Origin of the sequence: Azospirillum sp. RU38E (assembly GCF_900188385.1) — a bacterium.
Taxonomy (GTDB): Bacteria; Pseudomonadota; Alphaproteobacteria; order Azospirillales; family Azospirillaceae; genus Niveispirillum.
This window is the reverse complement of the sequence record NZ_FZOI01000001.1, coordinates 264,430-285,430: the sequence shown is the minus strand read 5'-3', so window position 1 is coordinate 285,430 and position 21,001 is coordinate 264,430. Positions and strand designations below refer to the sequence as shown.

Genomic DNA, 21,001 nt, shown 5'->3' with positions numbered 1-21,001 from the left:
AAGGGGATGCCATTTGGAACAGACGCTGAAGGGACGCAAGGCGGCGGTGGCCGGCTGGTGCCTTTATGACTGGGCCATGTCGGCCTTCAACACGGTGATCGGCACCTTTGTCTTCAGCGTCTATTTCACCAAGGGCGTGGCGGCCGACCCCGATTCGGCGTCGGCCGACTGGGCTTTCATGCTGGGCCTCTCCGGGCTGGCCATTGCCGTGCTGTCGCCGGTGCTGGGCGCCATCGCCGACAAGGGTGGGCGGATCAAGCCCTGGCTGGGCGGCTTCACCGCCATTGCGGTGGCGGGGGCCGCCCTGCTGTGGTTCGTGCGACCCGACCCATCTTATGTACTGCTGGCCCTGGTGATTGTCGGCGTCGCCAGCACGGCCTTTGAACTGGCCAATGTCTTTTATAATGCGCTGCTGCCCGGTATCGCGCCGCCCAGCCATCTGGGCCGGGTTTCCGGCTGGGGCTGGGGGACGGGCTATATTGGCGGGCTTTTATCGCTGATGGGCTGTCTGCTGCTGTTGTTGCAGACGGACACGCCATTGTTCGGCCTGCTGGACAAGGCGGATGCCGCCCCGGTGCGCGCCACCTCCGTGCTGGTCGCCCTCTGGTATGGCCTGTTCGCCCTGCCTTTGTTCCTGCTGGTGCCGGACCGGCCGGGCAATGCCGCCCCGCTGGGGCAGATCGTGCGCGACGGGCTGGCCACGCTGGGCCGCACCCTGCGCAGCCTGCCCGGCCATGGCAATCTGCTGCGTTTTCTGGTGGCATCGGCCCTGTGGCGGGACGGGATCAACACCATCACCGCCTTTGGCGGCATTTATGCCGGCATTGTTTTCGGCATGACGGAAGCGCAGCTGATTCTGTTCGCCATCCTGCTGAATGTCTCCGCCGGGCTGGGCGCCATCGGATTCGCCTGGCTGGATGACCGGATCGGGGCCAAGCCGACGCTGATCATTTCCATCATCGGGCTGATTCTCTCTGGTGCCGGGCTGATCGCCATCGGCACACCGGCCTGGGGCTGGGCCCCGGCGCTGAACCTGCCGCTGGATTTCACGCCTGATCAGCAATGGCTGCTGGCCCTGGGTCTGGTACTGGGCTGTTTCTTCGGCCCCGCCCAGGCCGCCGCCCGGTCCATGATGGCGCGGCTGGCCCCGACCGGGCTGGAAACGGAGTTTTTCGGCCTTTACGCCCTGACCGGGCGGGCCGTGGGCGTGCTGGGACCGCTTTTCTATGGGCTCGCCGTCAGCCTGTTCGCCACCCAGCGGGCCGGCATGGGCACGGTGGTGCTGCTGTTCCTGCTGGGACTGGGCCTGCTGCTGCTGGTGCGGGAGCCGGGTCGCCAGGGCTGAAAGCGGCTATGCAGCAATGAAGGCGGCCCGCAGGCTTGACTCAGGGGCGGGTGTCGTCTATCAACGCGGCTTCATCGGCCAGGGGTCGCCCTGGCTGGATTGGTTTTATCGTGTCCGGTGCGCCCGGTAGTTCTCTCGCGGGCCGCCAGCAGCTTAAAGATAGGTGTTTCGATGTCCCGCAAGTGCGCCGTGACCGGCAAGGGTGTGCAGACCGGTAACAACGTCTCCCACGCCAACAACAAGTCCCGTCGGCGCTTCCTGCCGAACCTGCAGGAAACCTCCCTGCTGTCCGACGCGCTGGGCCGCATGGTCCGCCTGCGTCTGTCCACCAACGGCATCCGCACGATCGAGCACAAGGGTGGCCTGGACGCCGCCCTGCTGGATATCGCTGACGCCAAGCTGGACGTTGATGCCCGCAAGGTGAAGAAGCAGATCCAGAAGGCACTGGCCGCCAAGACCGCCGCCTGATTCGGCGTCTGACGGTACCAGTTCGCTGCTGACGGTATTGTCGGCCCCGCGAAACCCCATCCGGGCGTTTCGCGGGGCCGCTGCCGTTTGGGGTTCTGGTATTTACCTGCCCCCTCAAGCGCCGGGCGCTGCCTCCGGCAGCTTGGCTTACGCCGCACGAGCGGCGGGCCGGCGGTCGCCGGCCTCCAACCCGCCGAAAGGTCAACCTTTCGGCGGGTTGGCATCAGTCACCCTTGCCGGTTCGCCTGCCATGTCGCTCTCGCCCGCCGATCTCATCGCTTTCCTTAATCAGGTGCCGCCGGAAGCACTGCTGCTGTTCCAGGCGCTGTTCTGTTTCGGGTCCATCCTGCTGATGGCGCGGCTGTTCGGGGCGGCGGGGCTCTATCTCTACATCGCCGTTGCCGTGATCGGCGCCAATGTGGAGGTGCTGAAGGCCGTGCAGTTTGGCTTCTATGACCATCCCGTGGCCATGGGCACGGTGCTGTTCGGCTCCACCTATCTGGCAACCGATATCCTGACCGAACATTTCGGCCGCGCTGCTGCGCGCCGCGCCGTGTTCCTGTCCTTTGCCGCCTATCTGCTGTTCACCTTGCTGATGATGCTGACGCTGGGTTTCCGGCCCATGAATGCGGAACAGGCCGGCACGGACATGGCCTGGGCTTTGGGGATGCAGGACCATATCGCCGCCCTGTTCACACCGGCCCCGGCCCTGTTCGCCGCCGGCATGACCGCCTATCTCACCAGCCAGCTGTTCGATGTCTGGGTCTATCAGCGCATCCGGGGGGCCACCGGCGACCGGCACCTGTGGTTGCGCAATAATGGCAGCACCATGCTGTCATCGCTGGTGGATAATGTGATGTTCAGCGTGCTGGCCTGGGTAGTGTTCGCGCCGGAGCCGGTGGGCTGGGAGGCGCTTTTCTTCACCTATATCCTGGGCACCTATGGTTTACGTGTCGCCTTGTCTTTGCTGGACACGCCGTTCATGTATTTGTCGCGCTGGGCGCTGGGAAAGCATCTTCCCTCCCGGTGAGATTGCCTTGCGCTTCCCTTTCCATGTCGCTGCGCAACAAATGGGGGGCGGCCCAGCATTCCGAGCAATAGTATAGTTCGATTTTATAAATTTAATTGCCTTAGATAGCGCTACCTTAAAGTGGCGTCAAAATGGGGCAAGAAATTGATGCAAAAAGATAAAATGCTACAGATTGGGGTGGCCGTCGCGGGTTTGGCCATCGCCCTTCTGGTGGGTGGGGGCAGCCTGTCCAGCGGGCTCTTCTGGCTGGGTCTCTTCATCGGGTTGGCGGCCATTCTGGCGGGGTTCTGGATCAAGCCTACAACCCAGACCACGCCTGTCATCAGCGATGATGAAGCGCTGATGGAGACTTTCCGGCGCATTGCCTTTGACAAATCGCCGGACCCGATGCTGGTGGCCAACACCAGCAGCTTCGTCGTCTCCAACGACGCCGCACTGAAATTCATCAAGGCCAAGGATGCCAAACAGCTGCGCGGCGTGCTGCCCGGCGCCTTGTCCCCGGAACGGCAGCCCGACGGCCGCGTCTCCGCCGAGGTGGCGGGCGCCTATCTGCATGAGGCGATCCGCGATGGCTTCCGCCGATTCGAATGGATGCACCGGGCGCTGGATGGCAGCCCGCTGCCGGTGGAAGTGACCCTGATCCCCTTCCCGTTCAAGGGGGAAACCCATGTTCTTGTATATTGGAAGGATATTGCCGACCTCTGGCAATCGCGTGAACGCAGCGGCAAGCTGGCAGAGGAAGTGAATATTGTGGTGGATGGCTTCGCCACCGCATCGGCCGCCCTGCAGGATGCCGCCACCCAGAATGCCGATCTGGCTGAACAGAGCAAAGCCCAGATGGGCGCGGCCAATGCTGCCGCCCGGCGCGTCTCCGCCGACACCCAGGAAGTGGCCGCCGCCGCCGGCCAATTGTCCGCGTCCATTGACGAGATCAACCGCCGCGTGGCAGAGGCGACCGGTATCTCCCGCACGGCGGAAGGGGAATCGCATCACGCCAATGAACTGATCCAGGGTCTGGCCGACATGGCCGGGCAGATCGGCACTGTAGTCAACCTGATCAATGAGATTGCCAGCCAGACCAATCTGCTGGCGCTGAATGCCACCATCGAAGCCGCCCGCGCCGGAGAGGCCGGCAAGGGCTTCGCCGTGGTGGCCGGTGAGGTGAAGAGCCTGGCAACCCAGACCGCCCGGGCCACCGGCGAAATCGCTGAGCAGATTGCCGCCATCCAGAACCAGTCGCAGATGAGTGTGGATGCCATCCGGACCGTCACCAAGGTGCTGGGCCAGATGAACGAAATCTCCAGTGCGATTGCCGCCAGCACCGAAGAACAGGGTGCCACCACGCGCGACATTGCCAGCCGCGCCGACAGCGTGGCCGCCGGTGTCAGCCAGCTGGCCAAGAATGTGGAACAGCTAGGCGAGATGGCGCAGCAGAGCGGGGCGGGCTCTGAAACCATGCTGATGGCGACCGCCGATCTGGACCGCAATTTCCGTCAGTTGCGGGAAAAAGTGTCGGCCTTCGTCGCCGGCCGCCGGTAACACCCGTCCATGAAAAAGGCCGGGGAGGGCGCCCTCCCCGGCCTTTTTTCTGCTTTGCTAGTCCTGATTACAGGCACCACTCCAGCACTTTGATGATATCGCCCAGCAGGATGGTGACATCCGGACCGTGACCGGAAGAGAAAATACCGGCCATTCCCCCAATCCTTGCTTGCGATTTTTGCTTTCATGTTGTTGAAGCATACATGTCTTTTCTTTAAGGTGATGCAAAAATACGGGTGTAAGATAGCGGAGCTTGCTGTCATGTTGTTCCGTCAGATATCCAGAAGGATAACGCTGCGCGCGGTGGAACACCAATCCGCAGCCGATAGTGGCTGAACGACCAATCAGGAATATCACCCCCCGCTGACCAGACTTCGATCAGGTCAGGGGCCCATATTTTTACACTGATTGGATTTTCTATAAATGTCCCAAGTTTTTTGTCATGGCCAAATTGAGCATTATACGGCAGGAGAGCTTGTAGGATGGGCCTGTTGGCCCGACGCGCCGGAGCGACCCATTTTGCTGCTGGCCGTCGTCGATGGATTGCCGCGGGCCGCTTGTTTGGCCAATCTTAAGCGGGGCGATCTGATCGCCGCCGGGATTGGCAATGGTTATCATGGTTTTCGCGTAGCTCTTCGTCTGGTCCCGGGTGAGACGGTGCGCCTGATATCGCCCCATAACGGCCAACCCCTGCTGCCTGCCTTCACCTATCAGGATGAGCTGAATCTGCCGGTTGATGCAGAAGATCAGGCCCCATCCGATCATGGCAATATTGATCAGGTGCAGGGAAGCGTCATCAAAGGCTGGTGCTGGCAACCGGGGGAGCCTTCCCGTCACCTGCGGGTTTCGGCATTGGTGGATGGGGTCGTCGCCGCGCAAACCATCGCCAATGAGGAACGCGGCGATCTGGTCGAAGCCGGGATTGGCATTGGTGACCATGCCTTTACCCTGGAGATGCCTTATGGGTTGCTGGATGGCCGGAAACGACAGGTCGAGATCACGGCCGAAGGCATCGGCAGGCTGCACAATAGTCCGGTAAGCTTTTGCTCCACCGACCAGGGGCCAAACCAGCTGCTGGCCCGGTTGATTGATGCCATTCCGGAGGAGCGGCGGGCTGAGCTGGCGGGCAATTGCCAGCTCCTCACCGCCTATCTGGAAGCAACCGCCGTCACGCATCCCCGTTCCATCGGCTGGGCCCAGTATGAGGACTGGTTGCGCGCGACGCGGGCAATGCAGGCGGCCGCCCCGGAACCTGTGTTGGTATGGACGGCGGAGGGGATCACCCCGCAGGATTGTGCCCTGCGCTATCAGGGACCGGCGGGCGATATGCTGGTTCTGGTGGATGGCGGGGTCCGGCTGCATCCCGGTGCGCTGGATCGAGCGCGGCTGGTTTTCGAGCAAAGGGATGCCGATTTCCTTTATGCTGATGCTGACATGGTGCAGGCGGGGCAGCCTCCCCGCCCCTGGTTCCGCCCGGACTGGAATTATGACCTGTTCCTGGCCCAGGATTATACACGCGGGTTGGTGCTGATCCGCGCCAGCCTGTTTGCCGATGGGATCATTCCGCCGTCGCTGCCGGCCATCAAGATGGCGGCATTGGAACGGGCGCGGACCGATCGCATCCTGCATCTGCCCGAAGTGCTGGCCAGTATCGAACAGCCGGCAGAGAATGCGGCCCTCTGGCAAGAGATCGTCGCCGCCCACCTGCGGGCGCGCGGCTTTGGCGGCGCGGGGGTTGCGCCGCATCCGCGCTGGCCGGATCTGCGGACGATCCACTGGCCCCGGCCTGCCATGACCCCGCCGGTCAGCCTGATCATCCCCACCCGCGACCGGCTGGACCTGTTACGGCCCTGTATCGACAGCATCCTGTCGCGCACCCGCTATCAGTCGTTCGAGATCATCATTATCAATAATCAGAGCCGGGAGGCCGAAACCCTGGCCTATCTGGAACAGGGCCAGCGGCTGGGCTGGTTCCGCGTCATGACCTATGACGCACCTTTCAATTATGCCGATATGAACAACAGGGCCGCAGATCTGGCACGCGGTGCCGTGCTGGGCTTCATCAATAATGATGTTGAGCTGATCACGCCGGATTGGCTGGGCGAAGCGATCAGCCTGCTGTCACGGCCGGAAGTGGGGGCTGTCGGCGCCCGGCTGCGCTTCGCCAATGGCATGATCCAACATGCAGGCGTGATCTTGGGCACCGGTGGATTGGCGGAGAATGCCTTTCAGCAATATCATGTCGATGACGAGGGATATTTCGGCCGCACCCAGGTTGCGGGCAATTATTCCGCGGTCACGGCGGCGTGCCTGTTCTGCCGGCGCCAGGATTTTCTCAATATTGGCGGTTTTGATGCGCAAAACCTGCCGGTAGCTTTCAACGATGTCGATCTTTGCCTGCGTTGGCGTCAAAAGGGTCTTTTGATGGTCTGGACCCCGCGCATTGAACTATACCATTATGAATCGGTCAGCCGTGGACGCGACATGAGCCCGGACCGCAAGGCGCGGTCGGACAAGGAAATGCATTACATGCGCAATCGCTGGTATCGGCAGGCCATGGCCGATCCCTATTACAACCCCAATCTCAACCTGGATGGGCGCCCCTTCCGCGGGCTGGCCCTGCCGGCGCGGCATCAGTGGGGGGGACCGGTGCCGGAAAGCGCCTTTCCGCTCTGGCCTGTTCAACCGTCTCCCGCCTCCTCCACGAAGGCGTAATATCAATCTCCCTTGATCGTGACCGATCCAGGGAGATTTTGCGTTCCCTCAGGCGCCGGGCGGCGGCATCCGCCGCCTTGGCTTACGCGGGCACGAGCCCGCGGGCCAGCGGTCGCTGGCCTCAAATCCGCCAAGGGTCAAACCCTCGGCGGATTGGTATCATCCGCCAGGGAAGGGGCCTGCTGCCCCTTCCCTGGCGGATGCCGATCAGCGCTGCAACTGGCCTTGCTGCGGGATCAGCGCCAGGCAGTTTTCCACGATGCGATAGCACTGGCCCAGCCGCGCGCTCGGCCCCTGGCTGGCGCCGCCATAGACGATGCGCTGCACCACGCCATCCTTCACCGTGAAGGTGGCCTGACAGTCGCGCGTCTCCGTCTCCGGATAATCGAACGGGCCCGGCCCCCAACCATAGCCATACCAGGGCGACCAGGGCCGGTAATAGCCATAGGCGGCGGAGAAGCGCGGGCTGCCCGGAATGGTCACCAGCCGCTCGCTGGTATAGGTGTAATATTCCACATTATCGACCGTGGCTGTCCGCGTCGGCACCCCGGCGCAGGACAGCAGGGTCTGTTTGGGCATACCGACAAAGGCCTGCTGTGCGTAAAGCGCCTGATCGGCCTGCGGGTTGGCGCAGGCGGCAAGGCCCAGCAGCGCGGCCGCGCCGGCGGCCAAACGCACGCCCGTCTTCAGACGAGAAACCATGGTGCATACTCCTCAACATGCGTCCGGGGCCCGATCAGCGGGCCCTGTTTCTGCCGCCCCGTCCGGCCAGCAGACCGGAAAGGGTTGATCCCTCTCCTGATACGCTGACCGACCTGTTTTCCTGTCATGGTAAAATGGCATCGCCAAGGCGGCGTTGCAATGTGACGAAAAGGAATGGTCGTCAGCTCTCCACCATTTCCGCCGCGCGGGCCAGATCGACCGACACCAGTTTGGAAACGCCGCGTTCCATCATGGTCACGCCAAACAGCCGGTCCATGCGGGCCATGGTCAGCCGGTGATGGGTGACGATCAGGAAGCGCGTGGCGCCACTGCGGGCCATTTCTTCCACCATGTCGCAGAACCGGCCAACATTGGCCTCGTCCAAGGGTGCATCCACCTCGTCCAGCACGCAGATGGGGGCGGGGTTGCACAAGAACACGGCAAACAGCAGGGCCAAGGCCGTCAGCGCCTGTTCCCCGCCCGACAGCAGCGACAGCACCTGTAATTTCTTGCCCGGCGGGCTGGCATAGATTTCCAGGCCGGCATCCAGCGGGTCTTCGGCTTCGGTCAGCTTCAGATGCGCTGAGCCGCCGCCGAACAGGCGGGTGAACATATCCTGGAAATGCGCATCCACCTTGGTGAAGCTGGCCAGCAGCCGTTCCCGCGCTTCCCGGTTCAGGCCGTTGATGCCCTGGCGCAGGCGGGCGATGGCGGCGGTCAAGTCCTCTTTCTCCGCCGTCATGGTGCCGATCTGCGCTTCCATCTCCGCCACTTCCTGCTCGGCGCGCAGGTTGACGGGGCCGATGCGCTCCCGCTCCTCCAGCAATTTCGATAGGCGCTGTTCCAATGCCGCCGGGTTGGGCCGTTCATCATCAGCATCGAAATCAATGCCGGTGGCGGCGGCGATCCGATGCGGCTCGCAATCCAGCTTCTCAGCAATGCGTTCGGCCAGGGCCCGCATATGCTGCACCGCCTGGGCAACGGCGGCCTCGGCATGGGCGCGGGCCTCCCGCGCGTCGGCCAGGGCGGTTTCAGCCTTGGTGCGGGCCCCTTCAGCCTCGGCCAGTTCCGCCTCCGCTGCCTGCAAGGCGGCCAAAGCCTCGGCCCGGTGGCGCTCGGCGGTCTGGATTTGCGCGGCCAGCAGGCGGCGTTCCTCCTGGATCGCCAGGGGGCGCTCGGCCAGGGTTTCTAACTCCTCCCGCCCCTCGGCGGCGCGCTGTTCCAGTTCGGCCAGCCGGCTGGCTGCCCCCTCCACGCGCGCGGCCCAGCCCTGTTCTTCCTGTTGCAGCAGCGACAGGCGGCGGCGGCGCTGTTCAGCTTCGCGCAGCAACTGGTCGGCGCGGGCCTGCCGGTTGGCCAGGGCGGCGCGCAGTTCCGACTGGCGGGCGCGGGATTGGGCGATGGCATTGCGGGCAATGGCGGCATCCGGCAGCGCGTCCAGTGCCGCCTGCGCTTCCGCCTCCGCCGTTGCGGCCTCTGCCCGGTCGGTTTGCAGCGCCGTCAGGCTGCCCAGCAGGGCATCCAGCTTGGCCGCAGCGGCGTCTGCCTCCGCCTTGCGCCGGGTCAAACCTTCGCGCGCCTGTTCCACGGCGCGGAAGCCGCCGCGCACGGCCTCGCGCGCCTGCCGGTCACGTTGGGCGGCCTGATCCTGGGCCTGCCGCGCCTCCCCTTCCCGACGGGCCGCCTGTTCGCGCGCACTGGCATGGGCCTCGCGCGCGCTGGCCAGTACCTCCTCTGCCGCATCCAGCTCCATTTCCAGTTCGGCCAAGCGGTTTCGCTGGGTCAGGCGGATGGCGGCAGCGGTAGGGGCACCGGGCTTGCGGGTCAAACCATCCCAGCGCCAGGCCCCGCCATCGCGGGTGACAATCATCTGGCCGGGCAGCAACAGCGCCAACAGGCCTGCAGCCTGGGCGGCATCCTTCGCCACGCCGATCTGCGGCAGGCAGCGGCCCAGCGCCGCCGGGGCCTTCACGAAATCCGCCAAGGCCGACAGCCCGCCCGGCAGGGTCGTGCCATCCGGCAAAGGCGGCAGGTCGCGCCAATAGACATTGGCGGCGGCATCCAGCGGGGCGGTCAGATCATCGCCCAGCGCGGCCGCCAGCGCCTGTTCATAGCCTGCGGTCACCGTCACCGCATCGATCAGCGGCGGGAACAGGTCAGCCTCATCCAGCCCCAGCAGGGCGCGCAGGCCATCGCATTCCGCCTTGATGCGGGTGAAGCGGGATTCCGCCTGGGTCAGCGCGTCGCGGCTGCGCGCCTGGGCGCTGGCGGCCTCTGCCCGCACCCGCTCCAGGGCGCGGTCAGCCTCGCCCTTGGCGGATTCGGCGTTCTCCGCCTCCTCCCGCGTCAGTTCCAGCCGTTCCTCGGCGAGCGCCAGCGCCTCCTCGGCGGCGGCCAGGGCCAGCCCGTCCTCCAGCCCCTGGCGCAACTGCTCGGTCTGGGCCTGCTGGTCGGCCAGCCGGCGGTCCAGCGTGGCCAGCCGCGCCTGCTGGTCGCGCAGGCGGCTCAACTGGGTATTGCGTGCCGTTTCTTCGGCGCCGGCCTGTTCCAGCAGGGCGGCCAGGGCCAGATCGGCCTGTTCCACCGCATCGCGGGCGGTCAACAGGGCTTCCTGCGCCTCCTCCTGGTCCAGCGCCTCCTCGGCCTGGGCATCCAGCAATTGCTGGCGTTCTTCGCGCAGGCGCAGCAGGGCATTATCAGCATCGGTGGCCAGTGCGCGTTCGCGCGACAGGTCGGACGCGATCTGGGCCAGCCGGCGCTGGGTGGCAGATTGGGCTTCGGCAACGCGCGCCTCTTCCGCCGCCAGTTGTTCGCGCGCCAGCACCAGCCGTTGCAGGGCCGCCGCGGCGTCGGCCTCCGCCTGGCGTTTGGGCGGCAGGGTGGCGGCGATGGCGGCCCTGCTTTCAGCCAGGGTCGTGCCCGCCAGCATGGCCTGTCGCACCGCCTCATCCGCGCGGGCATGGCCGCTGCGGGCGCGGGTCAGCGCCCCTTCGGCATCCTGCCAGCGGATATGCAGCAGGCGTGCCTCCGTCTGGCGGATATTTTCCTGCACATTGCGATAGCGGGCGGCCTGCTTGGCCTGTTTGCGCAGGGTTTGCAGCTGGGCATCCAGCGTGCCCAGCACATCTTCCAGCCGGGTCAGGTTGGTTTCCGCGGCGCGCAGGCGCAATTCCGCCTCGTGCCGCCTTGCGTGCAGGCCGCTGATGCCGGCGGCTTCTTCCAGCAATTGCCGCCGGTCCGCCGGCTTGGCATTGATCAGCGCCCCCACCCGGCCCTGGCTGACCAGTGCCGGGCTGTTGGCGCCTGAGGCATTGTCGGCAAACAGGATCTGCACATCGCGGGCGCGCACCAGCTTGCCATTGATGCGGTAATCCGACCCCGACCCCCGTTCCAGCCGGCGGGTGATTTCCAGCTCGTCAAACTCGTTGAAGGGCGGTGGCGCGGTGCGGCCATCATTGCCCAGCACCATGGTCACTTCGGCGATATTGCGCGCCGGCCGGGTGGCGGTGCCGCCGAAAATGACGTCATCCATATCCTCCCCGCGCATCCGCTTGGCTGAGGTCTCCCCCATGGCCCAGCGCAGGGCTTCCAGCAGGTTGGATTTGCCGCAGCCATTGGGGCCGACCACGCCGGTCATGCCCGGCTCGATCAGCAGTTCGGTCTGGTCAACGAAGGATTTGAAGCCGGTAAGGCGAAGCTTGGTGAACTGCACGGGCTGTCGGATTCGCAAAAACGGGAAGGGATGGAACGCAAACGGGGGTGGTGCCAGCGGGCACCACCCCCGTCAAACTATCTCATACCAAGAGCCATGATTCATGGCTCTTGGTATTTGCCAATTCCCTCAAGTGCCGGGCGGCGGCATCCGCCGCCTTGGCTCACGCCGCACTGAAGGCGTTTGAGGAAATGTTAAGAAGCCTTGCGCTTGGCCCCGGCCTTTTGCACGGCCTCCGTCAACTCATCCAGCTTGGCACCCATGACGACGTAATTGTCATCGACGATGAAGGTGGGGGTGGAGTTGATCTGCTTTTCCTGGCTGGCCGTGTACTGGCTCTTGATCAGGAAATCTTCCAGCTGCTTGTTGCTGGTGCAGGCATCGAACTGTTCCTGGCTCATCCCCGACAGCCGGGCGATCTGGGACAGGTGCTTCAGATAATCCTGGTTCAGCCAGCTATGCTGCGACTTCATGATCGCCGTCTTCAGCGCCAGCCCCTTGGCCCCACCGGCACAGCGCATCAGCATATGGGCGCGCAGGCCTGGCGCATTCATCGGGAAATCCCGGAACACCAGCTTCACCTCGCCGGGATCGATGAATTCCTTCTTGAAGGTGGGCAGCATGTTGATTTCAAAATCGGCGCAGTGGGAACAGGCCAGCGAGGCATATTCCACCACCGTCACCTTGGCCTTGGGATCGCCATAGACGATTTCCGCAGTGGCGGCCTTGATGTCAATCGCGGCGGCAGGGGCAGCGGGTGCCGTCTGCGCCCAGGCCGGCAGGGCCGACAGCACGGCGGCACCGGCACCAAGGCCCAGCATGGAACGGCGGGAGAGCGGGGAAAGGTCAAGGCCGCGCACGTCGGGGTGTCTCCTGATCCAAAAAGTCGGCACGACTATAGAACCAGCTTTGCGGCGGCGGCAAGGCGATGTGTGCCGGAACCACCCGCCGGAATCGTGGCTGCGGCGAAACGGATCAGCGCAGTTGCCGCAGATATTCGACCATCATTTGCTTGGTATCCGCATCGCTCTGCGCGGCAACGGCAGCAACCAGGGCCTTGCGTTTGGCCTTGCCCAGATCGCTGTTATAGAAATCCTCCAAAGCCTTCAGCGACGGTTCCGGGAGCCGGAGCAGGATGATCGTCAGCCGCTGTATGGCCAGGAACCGGGCAATCTCGTAACGCGGGGGCGAGTGATTTGCATCCCCTTCCGCGCGCGTCCGACGGGTGAACTGGTCTGCGTAGCGGTCCCGCCCCTGATCGTCCAGCCCCTGCCAAAGGACAGGCTTTTCCAGATGGCGCAAGGCGGCGGCCCCCTGCAGGCGCAGCCCTAACAGGGTGCCTTCCACCTGAATATCCGCCGCTGCCATGGCGCCGGCCAATGCATCAATCCGGCCTTTATCCGCCCGAACCTCATAGGCATCGGTGGCGGACTGTATCACTTTGCCGGGATCAACCCTGCTTTCCGCTTCAACAGCTGATTGAGTCCGGATGAAGTCATTTGCGGCAGCCAGAAATGCGGGAACCTCAGCCCCTCCACCAGCATCCACAGCCTTCAACTCCCGCCGCACCCGCGCCAGCAAATCTGCCGGATCAAAGGCTTTCACCACCGACTGACGCAACAAGGGCAGATCGGCATCAACACCGGCTCCGAATTCCTTCCGGACGTCCCCGCCAACAATATCCACAAGGCCCGGCATGGACTGGTAAAGCGATGCAACCTGCTCCATTTGCATCATCGTTTCATCGGACTTTTCCGCTTCCCCTGAACGGGAGCAGCCGGCCAGCAGCAGGGCCGTCAGCACCAGCAGCAGGCCGGACCATTTCAATAGTGACAGCTCCTGCCCCCGCATATTCATACCCGGGCCGCATCAAGTTGCAGCGGACGCGACGCCTCTGCCAGCCGGTTCAGCGTGGTTTCCGCCCGCACAAGCGCAGGCATCGGACCATTCTGCCCGCCTTGCCAACTGCTGGCAGAGAAGAATTTCTCATTGAAGATGCGGCCGTTCAGTTCATCGATCTTGGTCTGCACAATTGGTCCGGGGCGCTCCACCCGAACACTCTGCTGAGCATGAACCACCCCCAGGGAAGTACGAAACGGTGTCCCTCGCGGATAGTCCGACGCAGAGGGTAATTGTGGTATCGGCCGCTCCTTCGCGCCGAATACAGAGCCAAGTCCCCCAGCCGTGCTCATTTCATGCATCGGGATATCAACCAGAAAATCAGAATCCAGCATGGCCGACATATGCAGCGACAGCTCGATATGGTCGGTCAGCCGTTCCCGCTTGATCTCGTTGACCGGCGGCTTGAACAAGGGCGCCCTCTTCAGGCTGCCCACCAGGATGGCGCGATCCGCTTCCGACAGGGATTTGTCGTCGCGGATGGCAAAGGCCACCTCCATGGCGTAGAGCTGGTTGCTCTCCACATAATTGATCAGATCATTCTGGAGGACGGCCGGATTGGTGACCGCAGGCGTGGGTGCTGAGCGGGTCAGCGTGCCGGCCTTTTCCTCGATATATTTCTTGGCCTTGGCATCGGCGGCATCCATCACCGCCCCCAGGGCGAACATGGCCGCCTTGTTGTTGCTGACCAGATGCAGCGCGTTGAAAGTACGGTTCAGGTTATTGTTGCAAATCACATTCAGGGCGGCCCGGCTGGCCAGCACGCGCAGGGAATTGGTGGCAAAGGCTGCCATCAACACCGTGCTGGAGGCGACCGACAGGGCCAGCACGATCATCTCCGCCTTTTCCTTGTCGCTCTTCTCCTGCGCTGCCCAGGTGGCCTTATACTGGTCATGGGCCAGATGATAGGCGCTGGCATAATCGCGGCAGAAAATCCGCCAGCGTATGGCCTTGGCCTCCAGCTCATCCAGATAATTGCGGATAATATCGCTCATGGCGGTTCCCCGTCCTGAGAAGGCGCCGGGCTGGCGCAGGTGAAGGGCTCTTGCCCTTTATTCCTGCACCAGCGACGGGGGAGCAAGAAGGCGGGGGCGGTACAGCCATTTGGGGCCGCCCTACCCCTTCCGGTGCAGCCCCCGCTCAGTAATCCCACTCAAACTGCACGCCCACCTTGCTTTCCGTGCCCAGCTCACCGCGCGCCTTGATATGCTGGGTGATGCCATATTCAACCGTGGCCTTGCTTTCGCCCGTGCCCAACTGCTGCTCCACCCCGACATAGAGATTGTCGCCGATATAGCGGCCGGCGGCCACCGTGCCCGCCCCGGTGCCATCCTCCGATCCACGGAATTCCAGCCGGTCGACGCCCAGGGAACGCTTCACATTATCCACCAGCCCCGGCCCGCCGCCGAACAGGCCGGTCAGCTGGGCGGCACTCTGGGCCAGTTGCAGCGCCTCCAGGGCCGACAATTGACCGGCGCCCCGGTTGAACAGCAGCCGGGCCAGCACCTCATCCTCCGGATAAGGCGGCTGGGAGCTGAGCTTGACGCTGGGCTTGGACGGGCGGCCGCCGATGGCGACAATGGCCGTCAACTCACCGCGCTGGGTACGCGCCTCCACATCCAGGGTCGGGTCCAGGCTGCCATCAAAGGTGATGTTGGAGCGGGCGATGGTGAAGGTCTGGCCCAGCAGGGCCAGATCGCCCTTCACCAGGGAGATGGGGCCAGCCACGCTGGGATCATCCAGCGTGCCGCGCACCTTCAGGGAGGCTTTCAGTTCCGCATCCAGCCCCCGGCCTGAAACATAAATGCGGTTGGGCGCCTCCACATCCACTTGCAGTTTTACAATCAACGCTTTGGCTGGGGCATTGGCCGGCTGCGCCACCGCAGAACTGGCCCCCGCCGGCGGGGCGATGCGGCGGGGATGGTTGATCTCCACCACCGGCAGGTCAGCCACAGACGTTGGCAGCTTGTCGGGAATGCGGACATGCGCCTCCTCCACATCCACCCGCCCGGCCACCAGAATGTCGGTCAGCGTGCCGGTAACGGCGATTTCCGCCCCGGCCGTCGCCTCCACCATGTCGATCTGGGCCAGCCTGGCCTTGCGCGCCGTCAGTTTCAGGTCGATCTGCCGGTCGCCCCGCTCCGGCCGGAACCCGATGGAGCCGGCCAGGCTGACCTGCCCGCCGCCCGGTGTCTTGCCATCGAAGCTGCGGATCACCAGCCCTTCCGGATCGCCCTGCAAAATGGCCGCAATATCGGTGACCCGCGTGCCCCATTCCTGGTTCTCGTAAGAAGCCTGCAACAGCTCCACGGTGCCGGACAGTTGGCGCTGGGCCAGCGTGCCGGCCAGCGCCAAATCGACCTTCATCTGCCCACCCAGCCGATCCCCGCTGCCAGCCAGGAAATCATTGAAGCGGCGCAGGGCCAGATTGCCTTGCAGCCGGCCGCTGATCGGCAGATCGGTGGGGATAGTTATGGCGGTGGCGCTGCCTTGCATCACCAGCGGCAATTCCCCGCGCGCCGTCAGCCCCACACCGCTGCCCTGGCTGTCCAGCTTGGCAGTCAGGGCCACGCGGCCGTTACGCCAGTTGGCCGCCAGTTCGGCCCCCAGCGGCGTCGGCCCCTTTTCCACCGGCGGGGTGATGGCAAAGCGGTCCAGCTTTAGCGACAGGGTGCCTTCCGGTGCCGCCACCGTACCGCCAATGCTGGCCGTGCCGTTCAGTTCACCATAAAGCGTCAGGGTGGGGTCGATGATGCGGGCCCAGGTCAGCGGCACCTTCACCAGCTCCGCCCGCGCCGACAGAGCGCGCCGGTTCAGGTCGGCATTCATCACCACCCGGCTGTCGCCGGAGACGATAGCCAGATCTTTCACCCGCACCACACCGGTGCCATAGGCCAGCTCCGCCGGCTGCGCCGTCTGGAACCCGGTATCGCCATAAGAACCGGCAAAGCGCGCCAGCAGCAGGCGCAGGATCACCCCGCCGCCTTCCTTATTCTCCGGGGTGGAGAAGGTGCCGGCCAGGGAGACCTTCACCGGGGCCGATGCCTTGCCCGCCAGATCCAGCGTCACCGCCGTGCCGGTCAGCGGCCCCTTGGCGGTGGCGATCAGCGTATCGACATGGGCGTTGCCGGGATCAATGCCCTTGGCCTGCAGGCTGACATCCAGCACCGGCTTGGCCAGCGCATCCTCCACCTTGCTGTCCACCGCCACGGCGGCGATGCGCTGGCCGTGCCAGCGGCGCCAGATTTCCTTGAAATCGGCATTGAACGAAACCTGCTGCTGCCCGCGCACAACGGCCAAATCCAAGCTGAACCGGCCATTGCCCCAGACCTCATCCCCGGCGATGAAACCGATAATGCCTAGGTCCGGCACTGTGCCGGTCAGCTTTCCTTCGGCCGTGCCGGTGGCAAGGTTGGTGCGGATGCCGCCATCGATACGGTTGATGCCGATCACGGCGGACAGATTGTCCAGCGCCAGCCGGTCACCCTGCAGCGCGATATCACTATTAACGGCCAGCCGCTGGCCGATGACGCTGGTTTCCGCCGCCAGGGTGCCGCGCGCTGCTGTCGGCCCGCCCTGACCGGTGAAGGTGACCTGCGCCGCCCCCATCTGCAAACCATCCAACACCAGATTGCTGCCATCCAGCCGCAGGGCCAGCCGGGTCGCCCCCTCCGGCCCCTCCGCCTTGATGCTGGCGGTGACACCGCCCGCCATAGCCATGCCCAGGGCCGGCCCCAGGGGGGAGAGATCATCGATCTTCGCTGTCAGATCACTGGTCAGGCGCTGGCCTGCCAGGGCCACGCCGCCGCGCACATCCAGATGCGGGCTGGTCAAGACCAGATCGCGCAGCTGGATTTCCTTACCCGCCGACAGGTTAACCGACAGGTCCGTCACCGCCCCCAGCAGCGCATCGGCGGCCGGGGTGGCGGTTTTCAGGTTGCGGCCCCGTGCCTTGATGCTGGCCGTCAACTCCCCGCCCGCCCGTTTCAAAGTGACATCCGCCGCCAGTGCCCCCGACAGGTCGCGCCCGACCAGGGGGGACAGGGTGGCAAGATTGGGGCTTTCCAGCACCAGATCGGCTTGGCCCGCCGCCCCCCATTGGCTGAAGGCGCCCTTGCCGCTGGCCTTCAGCAGCGGGCCATCCAGGGACAGGCTGGCAATATTGATGCTTTGCTGCGGCACCCGGATATCGCCCGTCAGGGCCAGGGTACCCCGCTGGTTGGTGATGCCGCCGCCGCGCATCCCTTCCAAGGCACTGGTCAGATCCAGCACGATGCGGTCCAGCGACCCTTGCGCTGCCGCCGTGCCCTTCAGGGTCACGCTGTCAGCGCCGAACTCAGCAAAGCGCGGTGCCTGCACGGTGACATCCGCCGCGACCTTGGGCACCTGCGGTGTGCCGGTGATGGTGATGGTGCCGCGCGCCGTATCGAAGAAGCGGGTCTCCCCCAGGAAAGCGTGCAGGGCCGATTCCGCCGGCACCTGAATCAAGGTGCCGAGATTGACCGCCTTGGTTGTCAGATCATAGGCCCCCCCGCCGGCCAGCGTACCGGCGGCGATCTGGATGGAAACACCATCCAGCACAATCTCCTTGCCGGGATGGATCAGCCCGCCGGCCCCCAGCTTCAGTTCAGGCCCGACCAGGGCGCGCCAGTTGGCCGGCAGCAGCGCCTGGATATTGCCATCCGCCTCCAGCCCGAAGGTCAGCTTGTCGGCCGCCGGACGAATGCGGGCCTGGGCCCGGCCATTCACCACATCGCCCGCCTTGGCGGACAGGTTGCCGGTCCAATCAGTCAGCGGGCCATCGCCCTCCAGCGTCACGGTGAAGGCGGGGCGGCCGGGAATATCCAGCAATTCCGCCACCAGACCATTTTCCGGTTCCGCCGCCACGGCGGCCAGTTTCAGCCGGCTGCCGGGCTGGTAGAAGGCATCCAGCGTCAAGGTGCCCGGCCGGTCATCGATCCGGGCCACGTCCAGATGCACCGTGCCGCCCGGTGCCCCCGCCGGGATATCGGCGCGGCCATCCAGCTTCAGCACCGCCGCCGCTCCCCCCAGCAGATCGGCCCCCAGTTCGGCCCGGCCCACGGCCAGCTGCCGCAGATCAATGGCCACCGGCAGGCGGAAGGGGGCGGCATTGGGGTCAACCGGTTCTTCCGGTCCGGGCAGGGGCTGGCGGGCCACCGCCACCTTGTCGGCCGTCAACAGCTCCACCGACACCCGGCGGGAGAACAGCGCCCAGGGCGACCAGGACAGCCGGGCCCCTTCCACATTTAGCCAGACGCCCTGGGCATCGGCCATGGTCAGCCGGGTCAGGCGCAGGTCGAACAGGTTGCCGCTGGCCCCTTCCAGCCCTAGGCCAGGCACGGACTGGCGCGCCTGCGCCAGCACGAAATCCCGCCCCGATCCGGTGCCCAGCCAGATGATGGCGGCGGTGAAAATCAGCAAGGCCAGCCCGATCAGGCTGGCGAAACCGGCGGCAATCCAGGCCAGCGGTGAGCGCATGTTCATTCCCTCCCCGCCTTTGCTTAGAATGCCTGACCGATGCTGACATAAAGCTGGAAGGCATTATCACCCTTCCGGCGGTTCAGCGGCACGGCGGCATCCACCCGGATCGGGCCGATGGGGGTGTAATAGCGCCCGCCAATGCCGGCGGCATAGCGAAGCCCCTCCCCGAAATCGGGATATTCGGTGGTGTAGACATTGCCGGCTTCGACAAAGGGCACGATGCCGATATTTTCCGTCACCTTGACGCGCATCTCCGCCCCCAGTTCCAACAGGGAGACGCCGCCGGTGGGCTCCCGCTCCGCGTCCAGCGGGCCAACCTTCTGATAACCATAGCCGCGGATGGACCCGCCACCGCCGGCATAAAAACGCTTATCGGCGGGCACATCCAGCAGCCCGCCGCCAATCACTGCGCCATAGACACCGCGCAGCGCGCCGACATAGCGGCCATTGCCGGAAAAATCATGATAGGCCGACCCGTTCAGCCGCCCGATGACAAAGCTGTTGCTGTCCCCCAGCGCTGCCCAATAGGGGGTGACCGTGCCGGAGAGGCGGAAGCCCTCGGTCGGGTCCAGCAGGTTGTTGCTGCGATCCCAGGTCAGCACCAGGGGAAAGCCGATCAGGGTATTGGTGGTGGTCTGCAGATTCTCTTTGATCTTCGATTGTTCGGCGGTGACGCCCAGGCTGCCGGTCAATTGTTTGGAGAAACGGCGATTGACGGCAGCGGTGAAGACCAGCGCGTCGCGGCGATAGGCATCGGGCCGTTCCGACACCGCCTCTGCCGTCAGGTTGAGTGACTGGCGACGGGAGAGGAAATCCGGCTGCTTATAGGTGGTGATCAGGCGGTAATCCAATTCCTTGACGTCGGTGGTGGTGCCGCGCCGGCCGACGCCGGCGATCTCCGCCCCCACCCGGAACTGCTCCGCCCCGCCCAGCAGGTTGCGATGGCCCCAATAGGCATTGGCACCAAAACCATCCTCGGTGGAATAGGCTGAGCCGAAGCCGACATAGCGCATCTCCCGTTCCTGCACATCCACCAGCACGGGGGCCTGGTTCTGCGCATCGGGCTGATCCTCCAACCGCATCCGGACAGAGGAGAAGACGCCCAGTTCCGCCAGGGCCTGGCGCCCCTCCTCCATGGTGGCGGGGTTATATTGGTCGCCCTGGCGCCAGGGCAGGCGGCGCATCACGGCGCGGTTCTCCACCTCCTGCAGCCCGGTGATGCTGACCGGGCCGAAGGCGACGCGGGGGCCGGGATCGACCTTGAAATTCACCGCCATGGTCTGGCTGGCATGGTCCACCACCAGCTTGCGATCCAGGGTACGGGCATAGGCATAGCCCTTTTCGGCGAAACGGGGGACAATGCGCCCCTCTGCCTCCAGGATTTGCGGGCCGTCCGCCGGGGCGCCCTCGGCCAGCCCCAGTTCTGCCGCCGTCACCGTCTGTTCCGGCAGCGGCGCATCCGTGGGACCGGACAGGGTGACCTTGGCGATCTTGTAGCGCTCCCCACGTTCCACCTGGATCACCACCTTGGCGGGGCTGTTCTCCACATCAATTTCCAGATCCAAGATGGCATCGTAATAGCCGGTGGAGCGCAGGGCGGCCACCATGCGGTCCAGATCGGCATCGGCCCGCCGGCGCAGGCCGATGGGCGATGGCGGCGGCTGATCCTTCAGGGAGACCAGGCGGGAGACGTCGTTCAGCAGGTCGCGCAGCGCCGGACGGTCATCAACCCCCTTGATCTCCACCTCATAGGGCGTCTGCTGGGCCATGACAGGCGCGACCGCCAACAGCGATACACCGGCCAGGGCCGACAGCAGGAACCGTTTACGCATCTTCCACATTTCCCAATGGCTTCGGGCTCGGGCCCCATGGTGGCAGGTGACGACCGCCGGCACCAGACGGAACCCGTAACGCCTTGGGGCTACATCTTGTTGCATAAGAGAATAGCGGGGTGCGACTTAAGGTTAGGTATTTCCGGGTGTCCCTGAAACTGCTCCACCGTCTGCGCGCCCGTACCTCTGGAGAGAGGTTCGTGGGATCCGTTGAGCGCAATATTCGAAATGCCGCCCTCCCCGTCGTCACAGAAATT

At 64.7% G+C, this 21,001-nt stretch carries 12 protein-coding genes; 5 read left to right on the top strand and 7 right to left on the bottom strand.

Annotated features, from left to right (window positions below; all coding sequences use genetic code 11):
- Nucleotides 1-13 precede the first annotated feature (13 nt).
- The 5 genes from CHB97_RS01210 (at nt 14) to CHB97_RS01190 (ending at nt 7,097) form a co-directional block, all read left to right on the top strand.
- Nucleotides 14-1,345 (top strand): MFS transporter, encoded by a 1,332-nt coding sequence (locus tag CHB97_RS01210; protein ID WP_089286110.1) that lies wholly within the window; start codon nt 14-16, stop codon nt 1,343-1,345.
- A 171-nt stretch (nt 1,346-1,516) separates the two neighbouring features.
- Complete coding sequence (gene rpmB, locus CHB97_RS01205) at nt 1,517-1,813, top strand: 50S ribosomal protein L28 (RefSeq protein ID WP_089286109.1); 297 nt, start codon at nt 1,517-1,519, stop codon at nt 1,811-1,813.
- Nucleotides 1,814-2,063: 250 nt separating this feature from the next.
- A complete protein-coding gene (locus tag CHB97_RS01200; RefSeq protein ID WP_089286108.1) occupies nt 2,064-2,843 on the top strand; it encodes a queuosine precursor transporter in 780 nt (259 codons plus the stop codon).
- A gap of 162 nt (nt 2,844-3,005) precedes the next feature.
- On the top strand, nt 3,006-4,382 hold the full coding sequence (locus CHB97_RS01195; protein WP_160105458.1) for a methyl-accepting chemotaxis protein: 1,377 nt from the start codon (nt 3,006-3,008) through the stop codon (nt 4,380-4,382).
- 657 nt (nt 4,383-5,039) lie between these two features.
- Complete coding sequence (locus tag CHB97_RS01190) at nt 5,040-7,097, top strand: glycosyltransferase (RefSeq protein WP_160105456.1); 2,058 nt, start codon at nt 5,040-5,042, stop codon at nt 7,095-7,097.
- Between the two features lie 207 nt (nt 7,098-7,304).
- Here CHB97_RS01190 and CHB97_RS01185 read toward each other — a convergent pair whose 3' ends face one another.
- The 7 genes from CHB97_RS01185 to CHB97_RS01155 all read right to left on the bottom strand — a co-directional run bounded on the left by CHB97_RS01185 (nt 7,305) and on the right by CHB97_RS01155 (nt 20,744).
- Nucleotides 7,305-7,799, bottom strand: a complete 495-nt coding sequence (locus CHB97_RS01185) for a hypothetical protein (RefSeq protein ID WP_089286105.1) — start codon at nt 7,797-7,799, stop codon at nt 7,305-7,307.
- Nucleotides 7,800-7,980: 181 nt separating this feature from the next.
- On the bottom strand, nt 7,981-11,511 hold the full coding sequence (gene smc / locus CHB97_RS01180) for a chromosome segregation protein SMC (RefSeq protein ID WP_089286104.1): 3,531 nt from the start codon (nt 11,509-11,511) through the stop codon (nt 7,981-7,983).
- A gap of 194 nt (nt 11,512-11,705) precedes the next feature.
- The gene (locus tag CHB97_RS01175; protein ID WP_089286103.1) at nt 11,706-12,371 is read right to left on the bottom strand and encodes a thioredoxin domain-containing protein; all 666 of its coding nucleotides are present in this window, start codon (nt 12,369-12,371) and stop codon (nt 11,706-11,708) included.
- A gap of 115 nt (nt 12,372-12,486) precedes the next feature.
- Entirely contained in the window at nt 12,487-13,362 is an 876-nt protein-coding gene (locus tag CHB97_RS01170) for a hypothetical protein (RefSeq protein WP_143270660.1), read from the bottom strand.
- 2 nt (nt 13,363-13,364) lie between these two features.
- Nucleotides 13,365-14,405 carry a hypothetical protein gene (locus tag CHB97_RS01165; protein WP_089286101.1) on the bottom strand — a complete coding sequence of 347 codons (1,041 nt, stop codon included), beginning with the start codon at nt 14,403-14,405 and terminating at the stop codon, nt 13,365-13,367.
- Nucleotides 14,406-14,550: 145 nt separating this feature from the next.
- Nucleotides 14,551-18,915, bottom strand: a complete 4,365-nt coding sequence (locus CHB97_RS01160) for a translocation/assembly module TamB domain-containing protein (RefSeq protein ID WP_089367381.1) — start codon at nt 18,913-18,915, stop codon at nt 14,551-14,553.
- A gap of 17 nt (nt 18,916-18,932) precedes the next feature.
- Nucleotides 18,933-20,744, bottom strand: coding sequence for an autotransporter assembly complex family protein (locus CHB97_RS01155; RefSeq protein WP_160105454.1), 1,812 nt, complete (start codon nt 20,742-20,744; stop codon nt 18,933-18,935).
- Between the last annotated feature and the right edge of the window lie 257 nt (nt 20,745-21,001).